Origin of the sequence: Selenihalanaerobacter shriftii (assembly GCF_900167185.1) — a bacterium.
Lineage (GTDB): Bacteria > Bacillota > Halanaerobiia > Halobacteroidales > Acetohalobiaceae > Selenihalanaerobacter > Selenihalanaerobacter shriftii.
The window spans coordinates 60,109-76,476 of record NZ_FUWM01000012.1; the positions used below are offsets into that span (position 1 = coordinate 60,109).

The following is a 16,368-nucleotide window of genomic DNA, read 5'->3' on the forward strand; positions in this document are numbered from 1 at the left end:
TGGTAATATGCTTAGAGGTAAAAGAATCTTTATTTTTTCACTTGTGATTTTTATTTTAATGTCTACTTTTACTTACTTAATGTGGGGTTTAACTAATAAAGAATCTACAGATGAAATAAAAACTGAAGAACAGAAGTCAGGAGTGGCTGTTGAATTAAAGGCAAAACAAAAAAATAGTTTATCAGAATTAATTAAGACTAAAGAAGAAGAATTTAAAATTAAAATATTAGAAACAGAAGGCCTATTACAAGGTGAATTATTAAATGACAATTGGAATTTAAAATCATGGTTAATATTGAGGACACATTACAAAAAGTGTAATCATATAATTGTGAATCAAAAGAAAAGAATTAATAAAGATTTTAAAGTTAATAATTTGTCTGATAAATATCCTAATTGGAATGTAGTCCATAACGATAGTTATCGAGTTATCCTCCAAAGAGAAGTAGTTGGAGTCTGCCAAGATGATAAAGAAGATATGTATTTAGGAATTAAAGATGGGGTTATTAGCATATTTTATGGTACTCCGAATAAAGATATTAACATTTTAAAGCGAAAGACTAATATCGCAGTAGGAGTATTACCAGATAGAGAAATAGCAAATTTAAAAAAAGGAATTATAGTTAAAAATCAAAAAGATTTACTAACATTATTAGAAGGATTTGCTAGTATTCAAGATGAAAAGATAGAGTAGCCTCGCTATGGACAGCCATTATTTTGGCTGTTTCTTTATTTTGACTACTTTATACTTGATAAAGCAAGGAGATAATTTATTAATCTAGAAATTAAATTTAGGACGTAAGTTTGAGCAGAAACTTAATCATAGATTATGGAGGGTAAAAGATGATAGCACACTTACAAGGAGAATTGACTAAAAAAGAAGAGTCATATATTATAATTGATATACAAGGAGTAGGATATAAAGTTAATATTCCATTTTCATTGCATAACCGTTTACCAGAAATTGGAGAAGAGATTCAGATTCATACACATACATATGTTAGAGAGGACAGGTTTGTTTTATATGGTTTTCTAAAGATGAATGACTTAGATTTGTTTACTAAATTATTAGGAGTTTCTAGAATAGGACCTAAAGGGGCTATTAATATTCTTTCTACTCTATCAGTTAATGAGTTTAAATTAGCAATTGCTAAAGAGGATATTAAGACTTTAAAAGAAGCCAAAGGAATAGGTAAGAAGACAGCTCAACGATTAATTTTAGAATTAAAAGGTAAGATAGATTTAGAAAAGGTTTTAAAAGGTGAAAATGATGATAACGATCTTATCTCTAATTCTGAGAGGGAAGAAGCCATCGAAGGGTTATTAGGCTTAGGATATAACATGAGAGAAGCACAAGAGGCAGTAAAAGTTGCTTGTCAAGGCAAGGAAGATATTAGTGTAGAGGAAATTATTAAGTCAGCCTTGCAAAGTTTAGCATAAATCAAAACTAATAAAATAGTGACTAGAATCTTTTAGGAGGAAGTATTATGGAAGATAGAGTGGTGTCTCCAGATGAAACAATTGTAGATAGAGAAATAGAATTAAGTTTAAGGCCGAAAATATTGGCTGAATATATAGGACAGAAAAAGGTAAAGAATAATCTTGAGATATTTATTGAGGCAGCAAAAAAACGATCTGAAGCTTTAGATCATGTTTTATTGTACGGACCGCCTGGGTTAGGGAAGACTACATTAGCAAATATTATTGCTAATGAAATGGAAGTAGACATTAAGACGACTTCTGGGCCAGCAATTGAAAGGCCAGGAGATTTAGCAGCTCTTTTAACTAATTTACGGCCTAATGATGTATTATTCATTGATGAGATTCATCGACTTAATCGAATAGTAGAAGAAATTCTATATCCTGCCATGGAAGATTATGCTCTAGATATTATTATTGGAGATGGTCCTAATGCTCGTTCAGTTCGTTTAGATTTACCTGATTTTACTTTAGTTGGCGCTACAACTAGGGCAGGATTGTTGACTTCACCACTACGTGATAGATTTGGGATTATGAGTAGATTAGAATTCTATACTAAGGAAGAATTACAACGAATAATCTTTCGAGCAGCTAAGGTATTAAATGTGGAGATAGATGAAATAGGTGCTTTAGAATTAGCACGTAGAGCTAGAGGAACACCACGAATTGCTAATAGATTATTAAAGAGAGTTAGAGATTATGCTCAAGTTAAAGGTGATGGGGTTATTAATCAAGAAATAGCAGAAGCAGGATTAAAGATGCTGGAAGTAGATGAATTAGGGCTTGATCGTATAGATCGTAAAATTTTACTTACCATAATTAATAAGTTTTCTGGAGGTCCAGTAGGGGTAAATACTTTAGCAGCAGCAATTAGTGAAGAAGAGGATACAATAGAGGATGTGTATGAACCATATTTACTGCAGATTGGTTATTTGAATCGAACTCCTCGAGGGAGAATAGCTACTGAATTAGCTTATGAACATTTTGACCTTAATTATAAGGAGGAGTAAATATGGGGCCTGCTCATTAACTACTTCGATCATTTTAAGTATAATTTTTTCGTTAATTATGAAATTATTTAAATAAATTTTTCACATAATTAATTAAGAAATACTCTTAAATATTATTTAACAAGATAAAATAGAAGATAATGGAGGCATTAACGATGAAAGTGTCAGAGTTTGATTATAATTTACCAGAAGAATTAATTGCTCAAGAACCAGCTGATCCTAGAGATGAATCTAGGTTAATGGTATTGAATCGTGAAAATGGCAATACAGAAGAAAAGATTTTTAAGGAAATAGTAGAATTAATTGAACCAGGGGATACTATTATTCTAAATGATACTAAAGTAATTCCAGCTCGTTTATATGGGGTTAAAGAAGAAACAGGTGGGAAAGTAGAATTTTTATTATTAAATGAAGTAGAGTTAGATACTTGGGAGGTATTAGTTAGACCAGGTAGAAAGGTCAAAATTGGAACTAGAGTTGTTTTTGGAGATAGCGATTTAGTAGCTGAAGTAAAAGATAGGACAGATTTTGGAGGGAGAGTAGTTACGTTTGAATATGATGGTGTCTTTGCTGAAATTTTAGATAAATTAGGAGAGATGCCGCTACCACCATATATTACAAAAGAACTAGAAAATAGAGAACAATATCAGACTGTTTATGCTAAGAAACGAGGAGCAGCCGCCGCTCCTACAGCAGGACTTCATTTTACTGAAGAAGTCCTAGATGCTCTAAAAGAGAAAGGGGTTAATATAGCTTATATTACTTTGCACGTAGGTCTAGGAACTTTTAGACCGGTAAGGGCTGAGACCATAAAAGATCATGATATGCATGCTGAGTATTATGAAGTAAGTGATAAGACAGCTGAGATTATTAATCAAACTAAAGATCAAGATCAAAGAGTTATAGCTGTAGGTACTACAGTGACTAGAACCTTAGAGACTGTTAGTAATGCTAAAGGTTATGTTCAATCGGATAAAGGTTGGACAGATATCTTTATTTATCCAGGTTATGAATTCAAAGTAGTTGATGCTTTATTAACTAATTTTCATTTACCAGAATCCACTTTGGTTATGTTAGTAAGTGCTTTTTGTGGTAGAGAGAATACATTAGCAGCATATAGAAAAGCAGTAGAAGAAGAATATAGATTTTATAGTTTTGGAGACGCAATGTTAATAATCTAGAGGAGGTAAAAATTATGTCATTTGAATATACTTTACATAAAGAATCTAATAATACTAAAGCTCGGTTAGGTGAGTTTTCTACTCCACATGGAGTTATAGAGACCCCTATTTTTATGCCGGTGGGAACGCAAGCAACAGTCAAGACTATGACTCCTGAAGAACTAGAAGAATTAGGAGCACAGATTATTTTAAGTAATACATACCATTTATATTTACGACCTGGCCATGAATTAATTGCTGAAGCTGGAGGCTTACATGAATTTATGAATTGGGATCGACCAATTTTAACTGATAGTGGTGGGTTTCAAGTTTTTAGTCTAGCTGATATGAGAGATATTAGTGAAGAAGGGGTAGAGTTTCAATCACATCTAGATGGTTCTAAACATTTTATTACTCCAGAAAAAGCTACAGAGATTCAAATGGATTTAGGAGCAGATATTATTATGTCATTTGATGAATGTCCTCCTTATCCAGCTGAAAAAGATTATGTTAAAGAATCTTTAGAACGTACTACACGTTGGGCTAAAAGATGTAAAGAGGCACATACAAGAGATGACCAAGCGTTGTTTGGGATTATACAAGGAGGAATGCATCGGGATTTAAGAGAACAGAGTGCTAAAGAGATAATTGATCTTGATTTTCCAGGATATGCTCTTGGGGGACTTAGTGTTGGAGAAGCAAATGAATTAATGTATGAGGTATTAGATTATGCTCCAGATTTATTACCTAAAAATAAACCTAGATATTTAATGGGAGTAGGTACTCCACAGGATTTATTTGAAGGTGTAATAAGAGGAATCGATATGTTTGATTGTGTATTTCCAACTAGGATTGCTAGAAATGGAGCTGTCTTTACTAGTCAAGGGCGAATTACTATTCGTAATGCAACTTATAAACGGCAATTTACAAAATTAGATCCTGAATGTGATTGTTATGTATGTAATAATTACACTAGGGCTTATATTCGCCATTTGATTAAGCGAAATGAAGTTTTGGGTATCCGTTTAACCACTTATCATAATCTTTATTTCTTATGTAGCTTAATGACTAAGATTAGAGAAGCTATTTCTAAAGGTAGGTTACTAGAATATCAAGAAGAATTTTATAAAAAATATGGGCTAGATTTATAATAGGTAAGGATAATCAAGATAAAATAAAGGAATTAAATATATTATATTGAAATATACAATACTAGTAGGTGATTTTAAAAAGGAGGAATTATATATGAAATATGTAATTAATTTTTTACCATGGGTAGCTATTTTTGGTGTATTTTGGTTTATGTTCATTCGACCTCAAAAAAAGAAACAACAAGAACATCAAGATATGATAAATGATTTACAGACAGGGGACGAAATAATAACAATTAGTGGTATTTATGGAACAATTACCAAAATAACTGATGAAGGATTTAATTTAAAAATTGCCTCGGATGTAGAAATTAAAGTAGTTAAAAGTGCTATTGGACGTTTAGCTGATGAAGTTAATGATTAATTTAATGTTGTATTAGGAGGAGCTTTTATGCAGATTGCTAAAGAAGAGATTAAAGAATTTATAGAATCAGTGGTAATTGCTGGGGTTTTAGCTTTCTTTATTATTACTTTTATTGCTCAATCTTTTGTAGTACAAGGAAGGTCTATGGAACCAACTTTACATAATGGTGAACGATTATTTGTTGATAAACTTTCTTATCGATTTACTAACCCAGACCGAGGAGATGTTGTTGTCTTTTCACCAAAAGGAGCACCAGGAAAGAAATATATCAAACGAGTTATTGGGGTGCCTGGTGATGAGATTAAGATTCGTAATAAAAAAGTATATGTTAATGGAAAGCAAATTCAAGAAGATTATATTTTAGAAGCAACCTTAGGTAATTTTGGACCTTATAATGTTCCTAAGCAGCACATATTTGTTTTAGGGGATAATCGAAATAATAGTGCTGATAGTCGTTATACTTCTTTGGTTGGATTTGTTTCTTATGATGACATTTCTGGCAAGGCATCTTGGGTATATTGGCCTTTAAATAATATGCATATTATAGATGATCAGAAATACAAAAATTTAAATTAATTAGATTAAGTAAATTATTAATTATAAGGCTATTGTCCTAAACTTGAGGATAGTAGCCTTTTTTATAGAATAAAAATAATAAGAAGAAAAAATACTGATTATAATAAAGAAGGAAGGGAACCAATTATGGAAGTCAAAATTGAAATTGCAAAAAGGAGTAAATTCGGGGTATCAAAAAGTGGCGACACAGTAGAGATAGTTGAACGGCCTCAAGGTGGATATTCAGTTATTTTAGCAGATGGACAAGGTAGTGGTAAACGAGCTAAAACTATTAGTAATTTAGTAGTTAATAAAGCAGTTTCTTTAATTGGGGACGGAGCAAGAGATGGAGCAGTAGGTAGAGCAGTTCATGATTATTTATATACTTTACGTAATGGGAAAACTTCTTCCACTTTAAATATATTATCTGTAGATTTAGATACAGATTCAATTGTTATTTCTAGAAATAGCAATACTCCAATTATTCTAATTGATGAAGAAGAAGCTACTATTTTTGATAAAGAGGTTAAGAGTATTGGCTTCCATAAAGAGATTAAGCCAGTAATTAATGAAATAAGTTTAAAACCAGGGATAAAATTTTTAGCGTTTTCTGATGGTATATTACATGCTGGTAGGAGATTTAAGCAACAGGTAGAATTAAAAGAATTAATTAAGCTTTGTAAAGAACCTAAAATAGGAAAAGAAAGTTTAGCTAAAAGAATTTTAAAATATACGTTGGATTTAGATAATAATCGTGCCCAAGATGATATGACAGTAGTTGTATTAGAGGTAGTTGAAAATAGAGATGATAAGAAAATAATAGAGTATAATCTTTCTCTTCCAATCTAATTAAGAGGCGGTGGGCTGACCGTGGATAAAATAGGAATAGATATTTTGATTGTAGGGATTTGTGCTTCAGGGAAATCATCAGTTGTAAAGAGATTAAATGAATTAGGATTTAAGGCACGAGCCTGTGCTCAAGAACATTCCTGTGTTAAATCTTTTTGGGCTAAGTTAGATCCAGATGTATTAGTGGCCTTAGATTGTAGCTATGATACTATTAAAGAAAGAAGAAATGTACAGTGGGGAGAAAAAAGAATTAAGGTACAAAAAGAGAGGTTAAAAGATGCATTGGAAAATTGTGATTTATATTTAAAGACTGATCATCTAACTCTAGAAGAGACAGTAGATAAGATTATTGAATATTTAACTAGTGAAGGTTTAATAGAAGGCGGGGAAAGTTCAATAAAAGGAGTTGGTTAATAAATGGGGAAGGTTACTTTAAAGAAAATCAAACAGAATCCTCAAATCACAGCATATATAAATAAGGCGGATGAACATTTAAGATCTATGGGCTTTACAGAACATAGTTTTCGCCATGCAAATTTAGTAGCAGATATTGCTAAAAATATTCTTGAGAAATTAGATTATCCTGAAAGAATTATGGAACTTGCTGCGATTGCGGGGTACTTACATGACATAGGTAATGTAGTCAATAGGGAAAGACATGGACATATCTCTGCAACGTTAGTATCACAAATTTTGACTAATATGGATGTAGATTATGAAGAGATAGCTACTATAATAGGAGCTATTGGTAATCATGATGAAGGAACAGGGGAGCCAGTAAGTCCTGTTGCAGCTGCTTTAATTATTTCTGATAAATCAGATGTACATTGGACCAGAGTAAGAAATGAAGATTATGCTACTTTTGATATTCATGATAGAGTTAATTATGCAGCCAAGCAATCTTTTATTGAAGTCGATCCTGAAGGTGAGAAGATTACATTAGAATTAGAGATTGACAAAGAGATTAGTACTGTAATGGAGTATTTTGAGATATTTTTAACTAGGATGATTATGTGTCGTCGAGCTGCAGAAACTCTTAGTTGTGATTTTCATTTAATCATTAATGAAGTTGAATTATTATAAAAATAGTTTTTATTCATTAGCTAAAATTGACAAGTTATAGCTTAAGAGATATAATATAAACTGTTGGAGTAATTAGTGATAGATGTTAGCGTTAAGAGACTAGAAAGGAGAGTAATGTTAATGACCCGAAAGCAGAAAAGATTAGCTAAAGTGGTCGGGATGGTAGCTTTGGTTTTTATAGCTGCTTACTTATTATTTCCGATCAATCAAAGTATTAAATTAGGATTAGATTTACAAGGAGGAACACATGTTGTTTTAGAAGCACAACCTACAGAAAATAATCAGATTAATAATGAATCAATGCGTCGCGTTACAAGTGTTATTAGTCGACGAGTGAATCAAATGGGATTAACTGAACCGGTGATTCAGAGGCAAGGAGATAGAAGAATTATTGTAGAACTTCCAGGCATCAAGAATCCGAATCAAGCCATTGAAACTATCGGTAAAACAGCTCAATTGAAATTTAAGAACCCAGCTGGTGAAGTGGTGATGACCGGAGAGTATTTAGTTGATGCTAGTGCCAAATATGGTACAGAATTTAATAGACCAGTAATTCAATTTAAATTAAATGATGCTGGAGCAAATAAATTTGCTGCGATAACTAAGGAATATGTAGGACAAAGAATTGCTATCTATTTAGATAAGGACTTATTAACTAATCCACAAGTTCAAAATCCAATTACTGGTGGTAGAGGAGTTATTACTGGTTATAAGTCATTAGAAGAAGCACAAAAAGATGCATTATTATTAAAAGCAGGTGCTTTACCAGTGCCAGTTAAAGTAATTGAAAATAGAACTGTGGGACCTACTTTAGGACAGATATCTATTGATCAAAGCATTCAAGCTGGCTTAATTGGTTTAACAGGAGTAGCTATATTAATGATAATTCTATATAGAGTTTCTGGTTTAATAGCTACTATAGCGTTAGGTTTTTATGGTGTTGTTGTATTAGGAACTTTAGCTGGATTAAATGCAACTTTAACTTTACCAGGAATTGCTGGTATTATTCTTTCTATTGGTATGGCTGTAGATGCTAACATTATTATCTTTGAGAGAATTAAAGAAGAGTTAAGTAATGGAAAAACTGTACGAGCATCTATTAAATCAGGCTTTGAACGAGCTTTTAAAACGATTTTAGACTCCAATATAACTACTTTAATTACAGCAGCGATTTTAGCTTACTTTGGAACGGGAACTGTTCGAGGTTTTGCTATTACATTAAGTATAGGAATTTTAACTAGTATGTTTACAGCTATAGTTGTAACTAGAACAATCATTGATCTGTTCTTAGATGCTAATATATTAAAAGGCCAACATTCATTTGGTCGGGCAAGGAGGTAATCGTCTTGAATATTATTGGTAAGAGGAAGATTTGGTTTGCCCTATCAGCCCTAATTATTATTGCTGGTATAATTTCTATGGTAGCTCAAGGGATGAATTGGGGAATTGATTTTACTGGTGGTACTTTAATGGAGTTTAGTTTTGATAAACAGGTGAGTACTGAAGAAATTAGAGATATTTTTGTTGAATTTAATTTAGGTGAAGAGAGTTCAATTCAAAATGTTGGTGAAAATAATATTTTAATTCGAACAATAAATCTTAAACAGTCTACTATTACAGATGTTCAATCAAAAATTAAAGCTGAATATCCATCAGCTAAAATGTTAAGAACTGAAATGGTAGGGCCAACTATTGGATCAGAATTAAAGAATAAAGCTTTATGGGCTTTATTAATAGCTTCTATAGCTATTGTAATTTATATCAGTGTTAGATTTGAGTTTAAGTTTGCTATGGCAGCTATTATTGCATTATTACATGATGTTTTTATTGTAATCGGTATTTTCTCAATTTTAGGTAGAGAAATTAATAGTCCGTTTATAGCTGCTTTATTAACGATTGTAGGTTATTCTATTAATGATACAATTGTTATTTTTGATAGAGTTAGAGAGAATATTAATTATCGAGAGAAGGAATCATTTGCTGAATTAAATAATAATGCTGTTTTAGATACATTACCGCGTTCAATTAATACATCTTTAACTACTTTAATTACTGTTGTAGCTATTTTAGTATTAGGTGGAGCAACAATTCAAACGTTTATGTTAGCATTATTAATCGGTATTCTATCCGGAACTTATTCATCTATCTTTGTTGCTAGTCCTGTTTTAGTAGAATGGGATATTTGGCAAGAAAATAAAAATAATGCTGTTACATAAAACAAGTTAGTTATTAAAAGCCATCCTAGATTCAGGATGGCTTTTTATATGGGATAAATTAGAGTAAAATAAAATAGACTAATAATATAATTTAGCTACATTACTAATTTGGAAAGAGTTGCTTACTGTGTTATAATAAGATACAGTTGGGCAGGCTTCCTAAATAAGGAGGGATAATTATGTTTGAATTATTTAAGAAAACACTGGCCACGGGATTAGGAGTAATGTTATTTACTAAAGAAAAAGCTGAGAAAATGGTAGATGAATTAGTAGAAGAAGGTAGAATTAGTCAACAAGAAGCTGAGGAAATAATTGATGAATTAATGGATATGGCAGAAGAAGAGAAGAATGGATTTAAGGGTAGGATAGAAGAAGAAATGAATAAATTATTAAATAAAACAGGATTAAATAAAGATAAAGAAATAAGCAATTTAAAAGATGATGTTAGAAAATTAGGGTTAGAGATTGAATTTTTAAAAGGTGAACTTGCAACTTTAAAAGCTGAATCTGAAGAAGCAATTTCAGAAGTTGATGATTAAAGCAATAATTATATTGATGACTATTGTTGGAGTTTTAGGAACTTTACTTCCAGTACTGCCAGGTACACCAATAATAGTTATTACGGCACTAATCTACGGATTTATAAATAATTTTCAAGTTATTTCTGTAAAATTAATTATAATTTTAACTGTATTAAGTGTAATAGGTGAAATTCTTGAATATATAATTAGCGGTATTGGAGCTAAAAAATTTGGTGCCAGTAAATATGGAATTTTTGGTTCAGTAGTAGGAGGTTTAATAGGAATGGTCACCTTTGGGCCTGTTGGTGCCCTAGGTGGCCTACTTTTTGGAGGAATAATTATTGAAATGATTTTAGGCAAACCGTTAATACCTGCTATTAAGATTGGGTTAGGTGCAGTAGTAGGTGCTTTAAGTGGAACATTGTTTTCGTTCTTAATAGCTTTATTGATGGCTGGATTATTGATAAGTAGAGTGATTTAATTAGGATGGTGACTTAAATGTCTTTTTGGAGCTTAAATCGTCGTTATCGCCATATGCAAAGGTATCGAAAAATAGCAGAAGTATTAATTAAGAACGGTTTTGGTTACTTAATTGATAGTTTAGATTTATATCAATTCTTACCCTTAAGTAAAAGGTTTAATATAGATTCTAAAGAATCTAATAATCTATCTAGAGCTAAGAGAATTCGCCTAGTTTTAGAAGAGTTAGGACCTGCTTTTGTAAAACTAGGGCAGCTATTAAGCACACGAACTGACTTGATTCCTCAAAATTATATTGATGAATTTACTAAGTTACAAGATGATGTACCTGCTCTTTCTTTTGAAGTGATAGTTGAGCATATAGAAGAAGCATTAACTCAGCCTTATAATGAAATTTTTGATAAGATTGAAAAAGCCCCCTTAGCAGCTGCTTCGATTGGACAAGTACATAAGGCTTATCTTAAGAATGGGGAAGAAGTAGTAATTAAAGTACAAAGACCTAATATTAAAGAAGTAATTCAAACTGATTTAGGTATTATATTTAATTTGGCTAATATGATTAAGAAACGTGGCTTAATGGACGACTTTTTAGATCCTGTTGAAATTGCGGAAGAGTTTGATAGAGTAATAAAAAAAGAATTAGATTATGAACTAGAAGGTAGAAATGCTACTAAGTTCAAGAAAAATTTTGCTACTAATGATAATGTTAAGATTCCGAAAGTATATTGGGATTTAACTAGTAAGAAGTTATTAGTATTAGAGTATATTGATGGAACTAAATTAAGTACAGTTTGTAATAAAGAGACTGACTTTAATAGAAAGAAGTTGGCTGAAATTGGAGCCAGATCTTTTATGAAACAGGTTTTAATTGATGGCTTTTTTCATGGGGACCCACATCCAGGTAATTTATTAATTACTGGGGAAGAGCAGATATCCTTTTTAGACTTTGGGATTGTAGGTCGTATAACCCCTGATAATATGAAAGATATAGCGAATTTATTTATATCAGTTACTAAAGAAGATGTGGATAAAATAGTTAAAGAGTTATTAGATTTAGGGGTTTTGACTAGGCAGATTAATAAACAGGCTTTAAAACGAGAGATGAGTGAATTACTAGACGAATATTATGGGAAAAGTTTACAAGAAATTGATATAGGTCGGATAATTAATCAAATGTTAGAGTTAGCTTTTAAATATAAGATTAAGCTACCTCCAGATTTTATTCTACTAGGAAAGGCATTAATAACCATTGAAGGAGTAGGAGCTGATTTAGATCCAGAATTTAATGCTCTCACAGTAGCAGAACCATTTGCATATAAACTATTAAAGGAACGATTGAATCCTAAACGGTTAATTAAAGAATTATTTGATGATACTAGAGATTTATATGAATTTTTAATGAATTTTCCAGAACGGTTAGATAATATTGTACGTTTATTAGAAGATCAGGATCTAAGAATAGAGCTAAAACATGTGGGGCTAGATGATTTAATATCTAAATTGGATATAGTAACTAATCGGTTATCAATTTCAGTAATTATTACTGCATTAATTGTAGGTTCTTCTTTAATTATGCAGGTAGAAAAAGGACCTTTATTCTTCGGTTTTCCAATTATTGGTTTAAGCGGTTATTTAATTGCTGGTTTTTTAGGAATCTGGTTAGTAATTTCGATTATTAAGTCCGGCAGATTCTAAAGAAAGTTTCTTTAGAAAGTATTTGCTTTGATTTTTGCTTTTAGACCAAATGACTGAAGTTAAAGAAGAAAATGAGCAGGAATATTAATATAAATATAGAATTATAAAAAGTGCTTGCTAATTTTTATAGCTTAAAATTGAACTGTTGGTGAAGTTAGGAGGCTAAAGAGTATGGTCTTAGAAAGAACATGGAAGATAACAGAAGATAAGCAGACTATTCAAAAACGCTTAAGTACTAAATTGAATATTTCTCCAGTTTTAGCTCAGGTCTTAATAAATCGGGGCTTAGATACTACAGAAGAAATAAATGATTTCTTAAATGTTAGTTTAGATGGGCTTCATTCTCCTTTCTTACTTAAAGGAATGGAGAAAGCTGTAAATAGAATTTCAAATGCTGTAGAAGCTAATGAAGTTATAGCTATTTATGGAGATTATGATGTAGATGGTATTACTAGTACAGGAGCATTAATTAATTTTTTTCAACAATTAGACATAGAAGTTAAGCACCATATTCCTAATCGCTTAGATGAAGGATATGGCTTAAATAAAGGTGCTATTAAAAAAATATCTGAATCAGGAGTAAAGCTCGTAATTACGGTAGATTGTGGGATTAGTGATTATTTAGAAGTAGAATATGCTAATCAGTTAGGAATTGATATAATTATTACTGATCACCATGAAGTTCCTGACCAACTACCTCAAGCAGAAGCTATAATTAATGCTAAGCAGTCAGATTGTAATTATCCTTTTCCAGAATTATGTGGAGTAGGGGTTGCTTTTAAACTGATTCATGGTCTGACTATTACAAACTCTAATTTAGATGAAGAGATAATTAAAGATTACTTAGATTTAGTTACTTTAGGAACTGTAGCGGATATAGTTCCCTTAATTGGTGAGAATAGAATCATAGTTAAGCATGGATTAGAAATATTAAAGAATTCAAAGAGTCTAGGAGTTAATGCTTTAGTTGAAGTTTCTAATTTACAAGATAGAGAAATTGGTACAGGACATATTGGTTATATTTTAGCTCCTAAGATTAATGCTGCTGGAAGAATTGGTAATCCTGATTTAGCTTTAAAATTATTAATTACAAAGCAACCTACTCAGGCAAAAGATATTGCTCAAGAATTAAAAGAAATTAACCAAGATAGAAAAGATATTCAGGCTGAAATTCTTAAAGAAGCTGAGTTGATGATTGAAGGAATTAATTTGGATCAGACTAAAGTTTTAGTCTTAGCATCTGAAAGATGGCATTCTGGAATTGTAGGGATTGTTGCGTCAAAAATTGTAGAGAAGTATCATAAACCTACTATTATGATTGCAATTGAAGATGAAGGTATAGGAAAAGGTTCAGCTAGAAGTATTAAAGGTTTAAATATTTATTATGCTATTAAAAATTCTAAGGAGTTATTGGCTAGTTATGGTGGACATGAACAAGCCGCGGGTCTGAGTATTGAAGAGAATAATATTTCTCAGTTTAGACGAGAAACCAACCAGTATGCCGACCAAGTTTTAACTGAAGATGATTTAACTCCTCGTCTTAAATTAGATGCCAAGGTTTCATTATCAGAATTAAGTATGGGCTTGGTAGAAGAATTAAATTCTTTAGCTCCATTTGGATTAAATAATCCTAGACCTAAATTTGCAGTTGAAGGTGTAACTGTAAATAATTTTAAAATAGTTGGAAAGAACGATGAACATTTACAATTGTTTATTAAAGATGAGATTAGCAACGATACAGTAAAATGTATTGGATTTAATATGGCTGAATTTAGAGAATTACTATTAACCCAAAGAGATAAAATTGATTTAGCTTGTACTTTAGATATCAATGAATGGAAAGGTAATAGAGAGTTACAATTAAATATAAAGGATATAAAATTTCCCGAACTTTCTTTTATAGATAAGTTATTTACTAAATCAGAAGCCATTATTGAAGGTGATTATTATCGCGGCATTGGGGAAGCCGATCAATTTTATACTAAAGTAGTAGGAGTAACTTTTGAAGGGCGTCAGGATATAATTAAAGATTTAGAATCTGGAGATGAATTAAAGTTAGTTAGAGAACCAAATAATGAATATGATGAATCAGCAATTAAAGTAGAGACTATATCAGATCAACAAATAGGTTATCTGAATGCTAATTTAGCTCAGTATTTAGCACCTTATTTGGATGTAGGGTTTGATTATAAAGCAACAGTTTCGGAGATAACAGGTGGTGGAGAAAAGAATTTAGGCGTAAATATTTTTATTATAAAAGAGGGTTATAAAGAAGCAGAAGTTCAAGAGCTTTCTAAGGAAAAAAGAGCAAGATTAGCGACTTTAAACCAACCGGAAATTCTAGAGGAAATCAGAGAATGTCTAATAGGTGAATATGATTTTCGTTCTAAACAAAAAGAAGTTTTAGGTAGCTTAGCTGAAGGACAGAATACTTTAGCCATATTTGGTACTGGTCGGGGTAAATCTGCTATCTTTCAAAGTTATGCAGCTCTACGAGCATTAAATAAAGGTGAAATAACAGTTGTTTTATATCCTTTACGTGCCTTAGTTAATGATCAATTTGATAATTTGAGATCTACATTAACGCCTCTTGGTTTAGATATTTATAAAGCTAATGGCTCCTTAAGTATTACAGAACGAGAGGAATTAATGGTTGCTTTAAATCAAGGAGAATTAGATATTTTATTAACTACTCCGGAATTTTTTGAATACCATTTAGATAAATTTCAGAGTCTTAAAGATAAGATAAAATTTTTGGTTGTTGATGAAAGTCATCACATTGGACTAGCCTCTAATTCCTTTAGACCTACTTATAACCGATTAAATAAATTAATAAGAAGGTTAAATAATCCTTTAGTTTTAGCTGTCACAGCTACTGCTAATGATCAAGTAGCTAAAGAAATTATTGAAACATTAGAAATTGAACAAATTATAATAGATCCTCATATAAGGAGTAATTTAGAAATAGTAGATAAAAGAAATTGCAATGATAAGGATAAGTATTTAAGAAAATTATTAAGTAATGGAAAAAAGAGTATAATATATGTTAATAGTAGAGAAAAAAGTATAGAAATTGCCAGTGATTTGCGAGAAGAATTACCTGAGTTATCTGGACAGATTACTTTTTATAACGCAGGATTAACTAATAAGGAAAGAAATACAGTTGAGGATATGTTTAGAAATGATGAATTGAAGATAGTGGTTTCTACTAGTGCTTTTGGAGAAGGAATTAATATTCCTGATATTAGAAATGTTGTCTTATATCATCTTAATTTTAATTTAACAGAGTTTAATCAACAGAGTGGACGGGTTGGTAGAGATGGTAAGAAAGCTTATATTCATCTTTTGTTTGAAGACCGTGATGCGAAAATTAATAAATTTATTTTAGATAGTATAGCTCCTGAACGGGAGGTATTAGCTTCTCTTTATCGAGTCTTAAGGAAGTTAGAAGATAATAAGCAAGAGATTAGATTAACTAATCAACAGTTAGCTGATGAAGTAAATAACTTAGTAAAGCGTAAGGTGAGTGATAGTACTATTTCAGCTGGTTTAGGAATTTTAGAGGAATTGGACTTACTAACCAGGATTCGTGAGGCAGGAGAAAGAATAATTCAATTAAAGGAGGCTCCTGAGAATAAATTAGATTTAAGTGATTCACTGAGATATCAGGAGGGTCAAGAGGATAAATTTGCCTTTAATAAGTTCAAAAAGCTTATACTTAAAGAATCAGCTGAGAAATTGTTATCACTTATTAATAAACCTATTTATCCAAATAAATTTATAGAAATCAAGGAGGAAGATTAAC

The 16,368-nt window shown here is 31.2% G+C and carries 16 protein-coding genes; all 16 read left to right on the forward strand.

The annotated features are described in order from the left end of the window. Nucleotides 1-7: 7 nt before the first annotated feature. The 16 genes from B5D41_RS08020 (at nucleotide 8) to recJ (ending at nucleotide 16,367) form a co-directional block, all read left to right on the forward strand. Nucleotides 8-694, forward strand: coding sequence for a BofC C-terminal domain-containing protein (locus B5D41_RS08020; protein ID WP_078810106.1), 687 nt, complete (start codon nucleotides 8-10; stop codon nucleotides 692-694). Nucleotides 695-843: 149 nt separating this feature from the next. Beyond that, nucleotides 844-1,440, forward strand: a complete 597-nt coding sequence (gene ruvA, locus B5D41_RS08025) for a Holliday junction branch migration protein RuvA (RefSeq protein WP_078810107.1) — start codon at nucleotides 844-846, stop codon at nucleotides 1,438-1,440. A gap of 47 nt (nucleotides 1,441-1,487) precedes the next feature. Continuing rightward, entirely contained in the window at nucleotides 1,488-2,489 is a 1,002-nt protein-coding gene (gene ruvB / locus B5D41_RS08030; RefSeq protein ID WP_078810108.1) for a Holliday junction branch migration DNA helicase RuvB, read from the forward strand. Nucleotides 2,490-2,644: 155 nt separating this feature from the next. Continuing rightward, nucleotides 2,645-3,670 carry a tRNA preQ1(34) S-adenosylmethionine ribosyltransferase-isomerase QueA gene (queA, locus tag B5D41_RS08035; RefSeq protein WP_078810109.1) on the forward strand — a complete coding sequence of 342 codons (1,026 nt, stop codon included), beginning with the start codon at nucleotides 2,645-2,647 and terminating at the stop codon, nucleotides 3,668-3,670. Between the two features lie 14 nt (nucleotides 3,671-3,684). After that, complete coding sequence (tgt, locus tag B5D41_RS08040) at nucleotides 3,685-4,800, forward strand: tRNA guanosine(34) transglycosylase Tgt (RefSeq protein ID WP_078810110.1); 1,116 nt, start codon at nucleotides 3,685-3,687, stop codon at nucleotides 4,798-4,800. Nucleotides 4,801-4,894: 94 nt separating this feature from the next. Then, nucleotides 4,895-5,164 carry a preprotein translocase subunit YajC gene (gene yajC / locus B5D41_RS08045; protein WP_078810111.1) on the forward strand — a complete coding sequence of 90 codons (270 nt, stop codon included), beginning with the start codon at nucleotides 4,895-4,897 and terminating at the stop codon, nucleotides 5,162-5,164. A gap of 27 nt (nucleotides 5,165-5,191) precedes the next feature. Next, nucleotides 5,192-5,740: a signal peptidase I gene (gene lepB, locus B5D41_RS08050; protein WP_078810112.1), complete on the forward strand. Its 549-nt coding sequence runs from the start codon at nucleotides 5,192-5,194 to the stop codon at nucleotides 5,738-5,740. Between the two features lie 126 nt (nucleotides 5,741-5,866). Beyond that, nucleotides 5,867-6,568, forward strand: coding sequence for a PP2C family protein-serine/threonine phosphatase (locus B5D41_RS08055; RefSeq protein WP_078810113.1), 702 nt, complete (start codon nucleotides 5,867-5,869; stop codon nucleotides 6,566-6,568). 21 nt (nucleotides 6,569-6,589) lie between these two features. Further along, nucleotides 6,590-6,982, forward strand: a complete 393-nt coding sequence (locus tag B5D41_RS08060) for a hypothetical protein (protein ID WP_143555680.1) — start codon at nucleotides 6,590-6,592, stop codon at nucleotides 6,980-6,982. Nucleotides 6,983-6,985: 3 nt separating this feature from the next. Then, entirely contained in the window at nucleotides 6,986-7,651 is a 666-nt protein-coding gene (locus tag B5D41_RS08065; protein ID WP_078810114.1) for an HD domain-containing protein, read from the forward strand. Nucleotides 7,652-7,771: 120 nt separating this feature from the next. Continuing rightward, nucleotides 7,772-8,992 (forward strand): protein translocase subunit SecD, encoded by a 1,221-nt coding sequence (secD, locus tag B5D41_RS08070; protein ID WP_078810115.1) that lies wholly within the window; start codon nucleotides 7,772-7,774, stop codon nucleotides 8,990-8,992. Between the two features lie 5 nt (nucleotides 8,993-8,997). Further along, nucleotides 8,998-9,867 carry a protein translocase subunit SecF gene (gene secF / locus B5D41_RS08075; RefSeq protein WP_078810116.1) on the forward strand — a complete coding sequence of 290 codons (870 nt, stop codon included), beginning with the start codon at nucleotides 8,998-9,000 and terminating at the stop codon, nucleotides 9,865-9,867. Between the two features lie 179 nt (nucleotides 9,868-10,046). Continuing rightward, a complete protein-coding gene (locus B5D41_RS08080) occupies nucleotides 10,047-10,406 on the forward strand; it encodes a phasin family protein (RefSeq protein WP_078810117.1) in 360 nt (119 codons plus the stop codon). Next, nucleotides 10,399-10,869: a DUF456 domain-containing protein gene (locus B5D41_RS08085; protein WP_078810118.1), complete on the forward strand. Its 471-nt coding sequence runs from the start codon at nucleotides 10,399-10,401 to the stop codon at nucleotides 10,867-10,869. Before B5D41_RS08080 ends, B5D41_RS08085 begins: the two co-directional genes overlap by 8 nt. 17 nt (nucleotides 10,870-10,886) lie before the next feature. Continuing rightward, nucleotides 10,887-12,563, forward strand: coding sequence for an ABC1 kinase family protein (locus tag B5D41_RS08090; protein WP_078810119.1), 1,677 nt, complete (start codon nucleotides 10,887-10,889; stop codon nucleotides 12,561-12,563). 171 nt (nucleotides 12,564-12,734) lie between these two features. Beyond that, nucleotides 12,735-16,367 carry a single-stranded-DNA-specific exonuclease RecJ gene (recJ, locus tag B5D41_RS08095; RefSeq protein ID WP_078810120.1) on the forward strand — a complete coding sequence of 1,211 codons (3,633 nt, stop codon included), beginning with the start codon at nucleotides 12,735-12,737 and terminating at the stop codon, nucleotides 16,365-16,367. Nucleotide 16,368: the final 1 nt, after the last annotated feature.

What these genes read in the sequence shown, in the direction of transcription:
- B5D41_RS08020 (WP_078810106.1), top strand. Translation starts at nt 8, where the DNA reads ATGCTTAGAGGTAAAAGAATCTTTATTTTTTCACTTGTGATTTTTATT.
- ruvA (WP_078810107.1), top strand. Translation starts at nt 844, where the DNA reads ATGATAGCACACTTACAAGGAGAATTGACTAAAAAAGAAGAGTCATAT.
- ruvB (WP_078810108.1), top strand. Translation starts at nt 1,488, where the DNA reads ATGGAAGATAGAGTGGTGTCTCCAGATGAAACAATTGTAGATAGAGAA.
- queA (WP_078810109.1), top strand. Translation starts at nt 2,645, where the DNA reads ATGAAAGTGTCAGAGTTTGATTATAATTTACCAGAAGAATTAATTGCT.
- tgt (WP_078810110.1), top strand. Translation starts at nt 3,685, where the DNA reads ATGTCATTTGAATATACTTTACATAAAGAATCTAATAATACTAAAGCT.
- yajC (WP_078810111.1), top strand. Translation starts at nt 4,895, where the DNA reads ATGAAATATGTAATTAATTTTTTACCATGGGTAGCTATTTTTGGTGTA.
- lepB (WP_078810112.1), top strand. Translation starts at nt 5,192, where the DNA reads ATGCAGATTGCTAAAGAAGAGATTAAAGAATTTATAGAATCAGTGGTA.
- B5D41_RS08055 (WP_078810113.1), top strand. Translation starts at nt 5,867, where the DNA reads ATGGAAGTCAAAATTGAAATTGCAAAAAGGAGTAAATTCGGGGTATCA.
- B5D41_RS08065 (WP_078810114.1), top strand. Translation starts at nt 6,986, where the DNA reads ATGGGGAAGGTTACTTTAAAGAAAATCAAACAGAATCCTCAAATCACA.
- secD (WP_078810115.1), top strand. Translation starts at nt 7,772, where the DNA reads ATGACCCGAAAGCAGAAAAGATTAGCTAAAGTGGTCGGGATGGTAGCT.
- B5D41_RS08080 (WP_078810117.1), top strand. Translation starts at nt 10,047, where the DNA reads ATGTTTGAATTATTTAAGAAAACACTGGCCACGGGATTAGGAGTAATG.
- B5D41_RS08085 (WP_078810118.1), top strand. Translation starts at nt 10,399, where the DNA reads ATGATTAAAGCAATAATTATATTGATGACTATTGTTGGAGTTTTAGGA.
- B5D41_RS08090 (WP_078810119.1), top strand. Translation starts at nt 10,887, where the DNA reads ATGTCTTTTTGGAGCTTAAATCGTCGTTATCGCCATATGCAAAGGTAT.
- recJ (WP_078810120.1), top strand. Translation starts at nt 12,735, where the DNA reads ATGGTCTTAGAAAGAACATGGAAGATAACAGAAGATAAGCAGACTATT.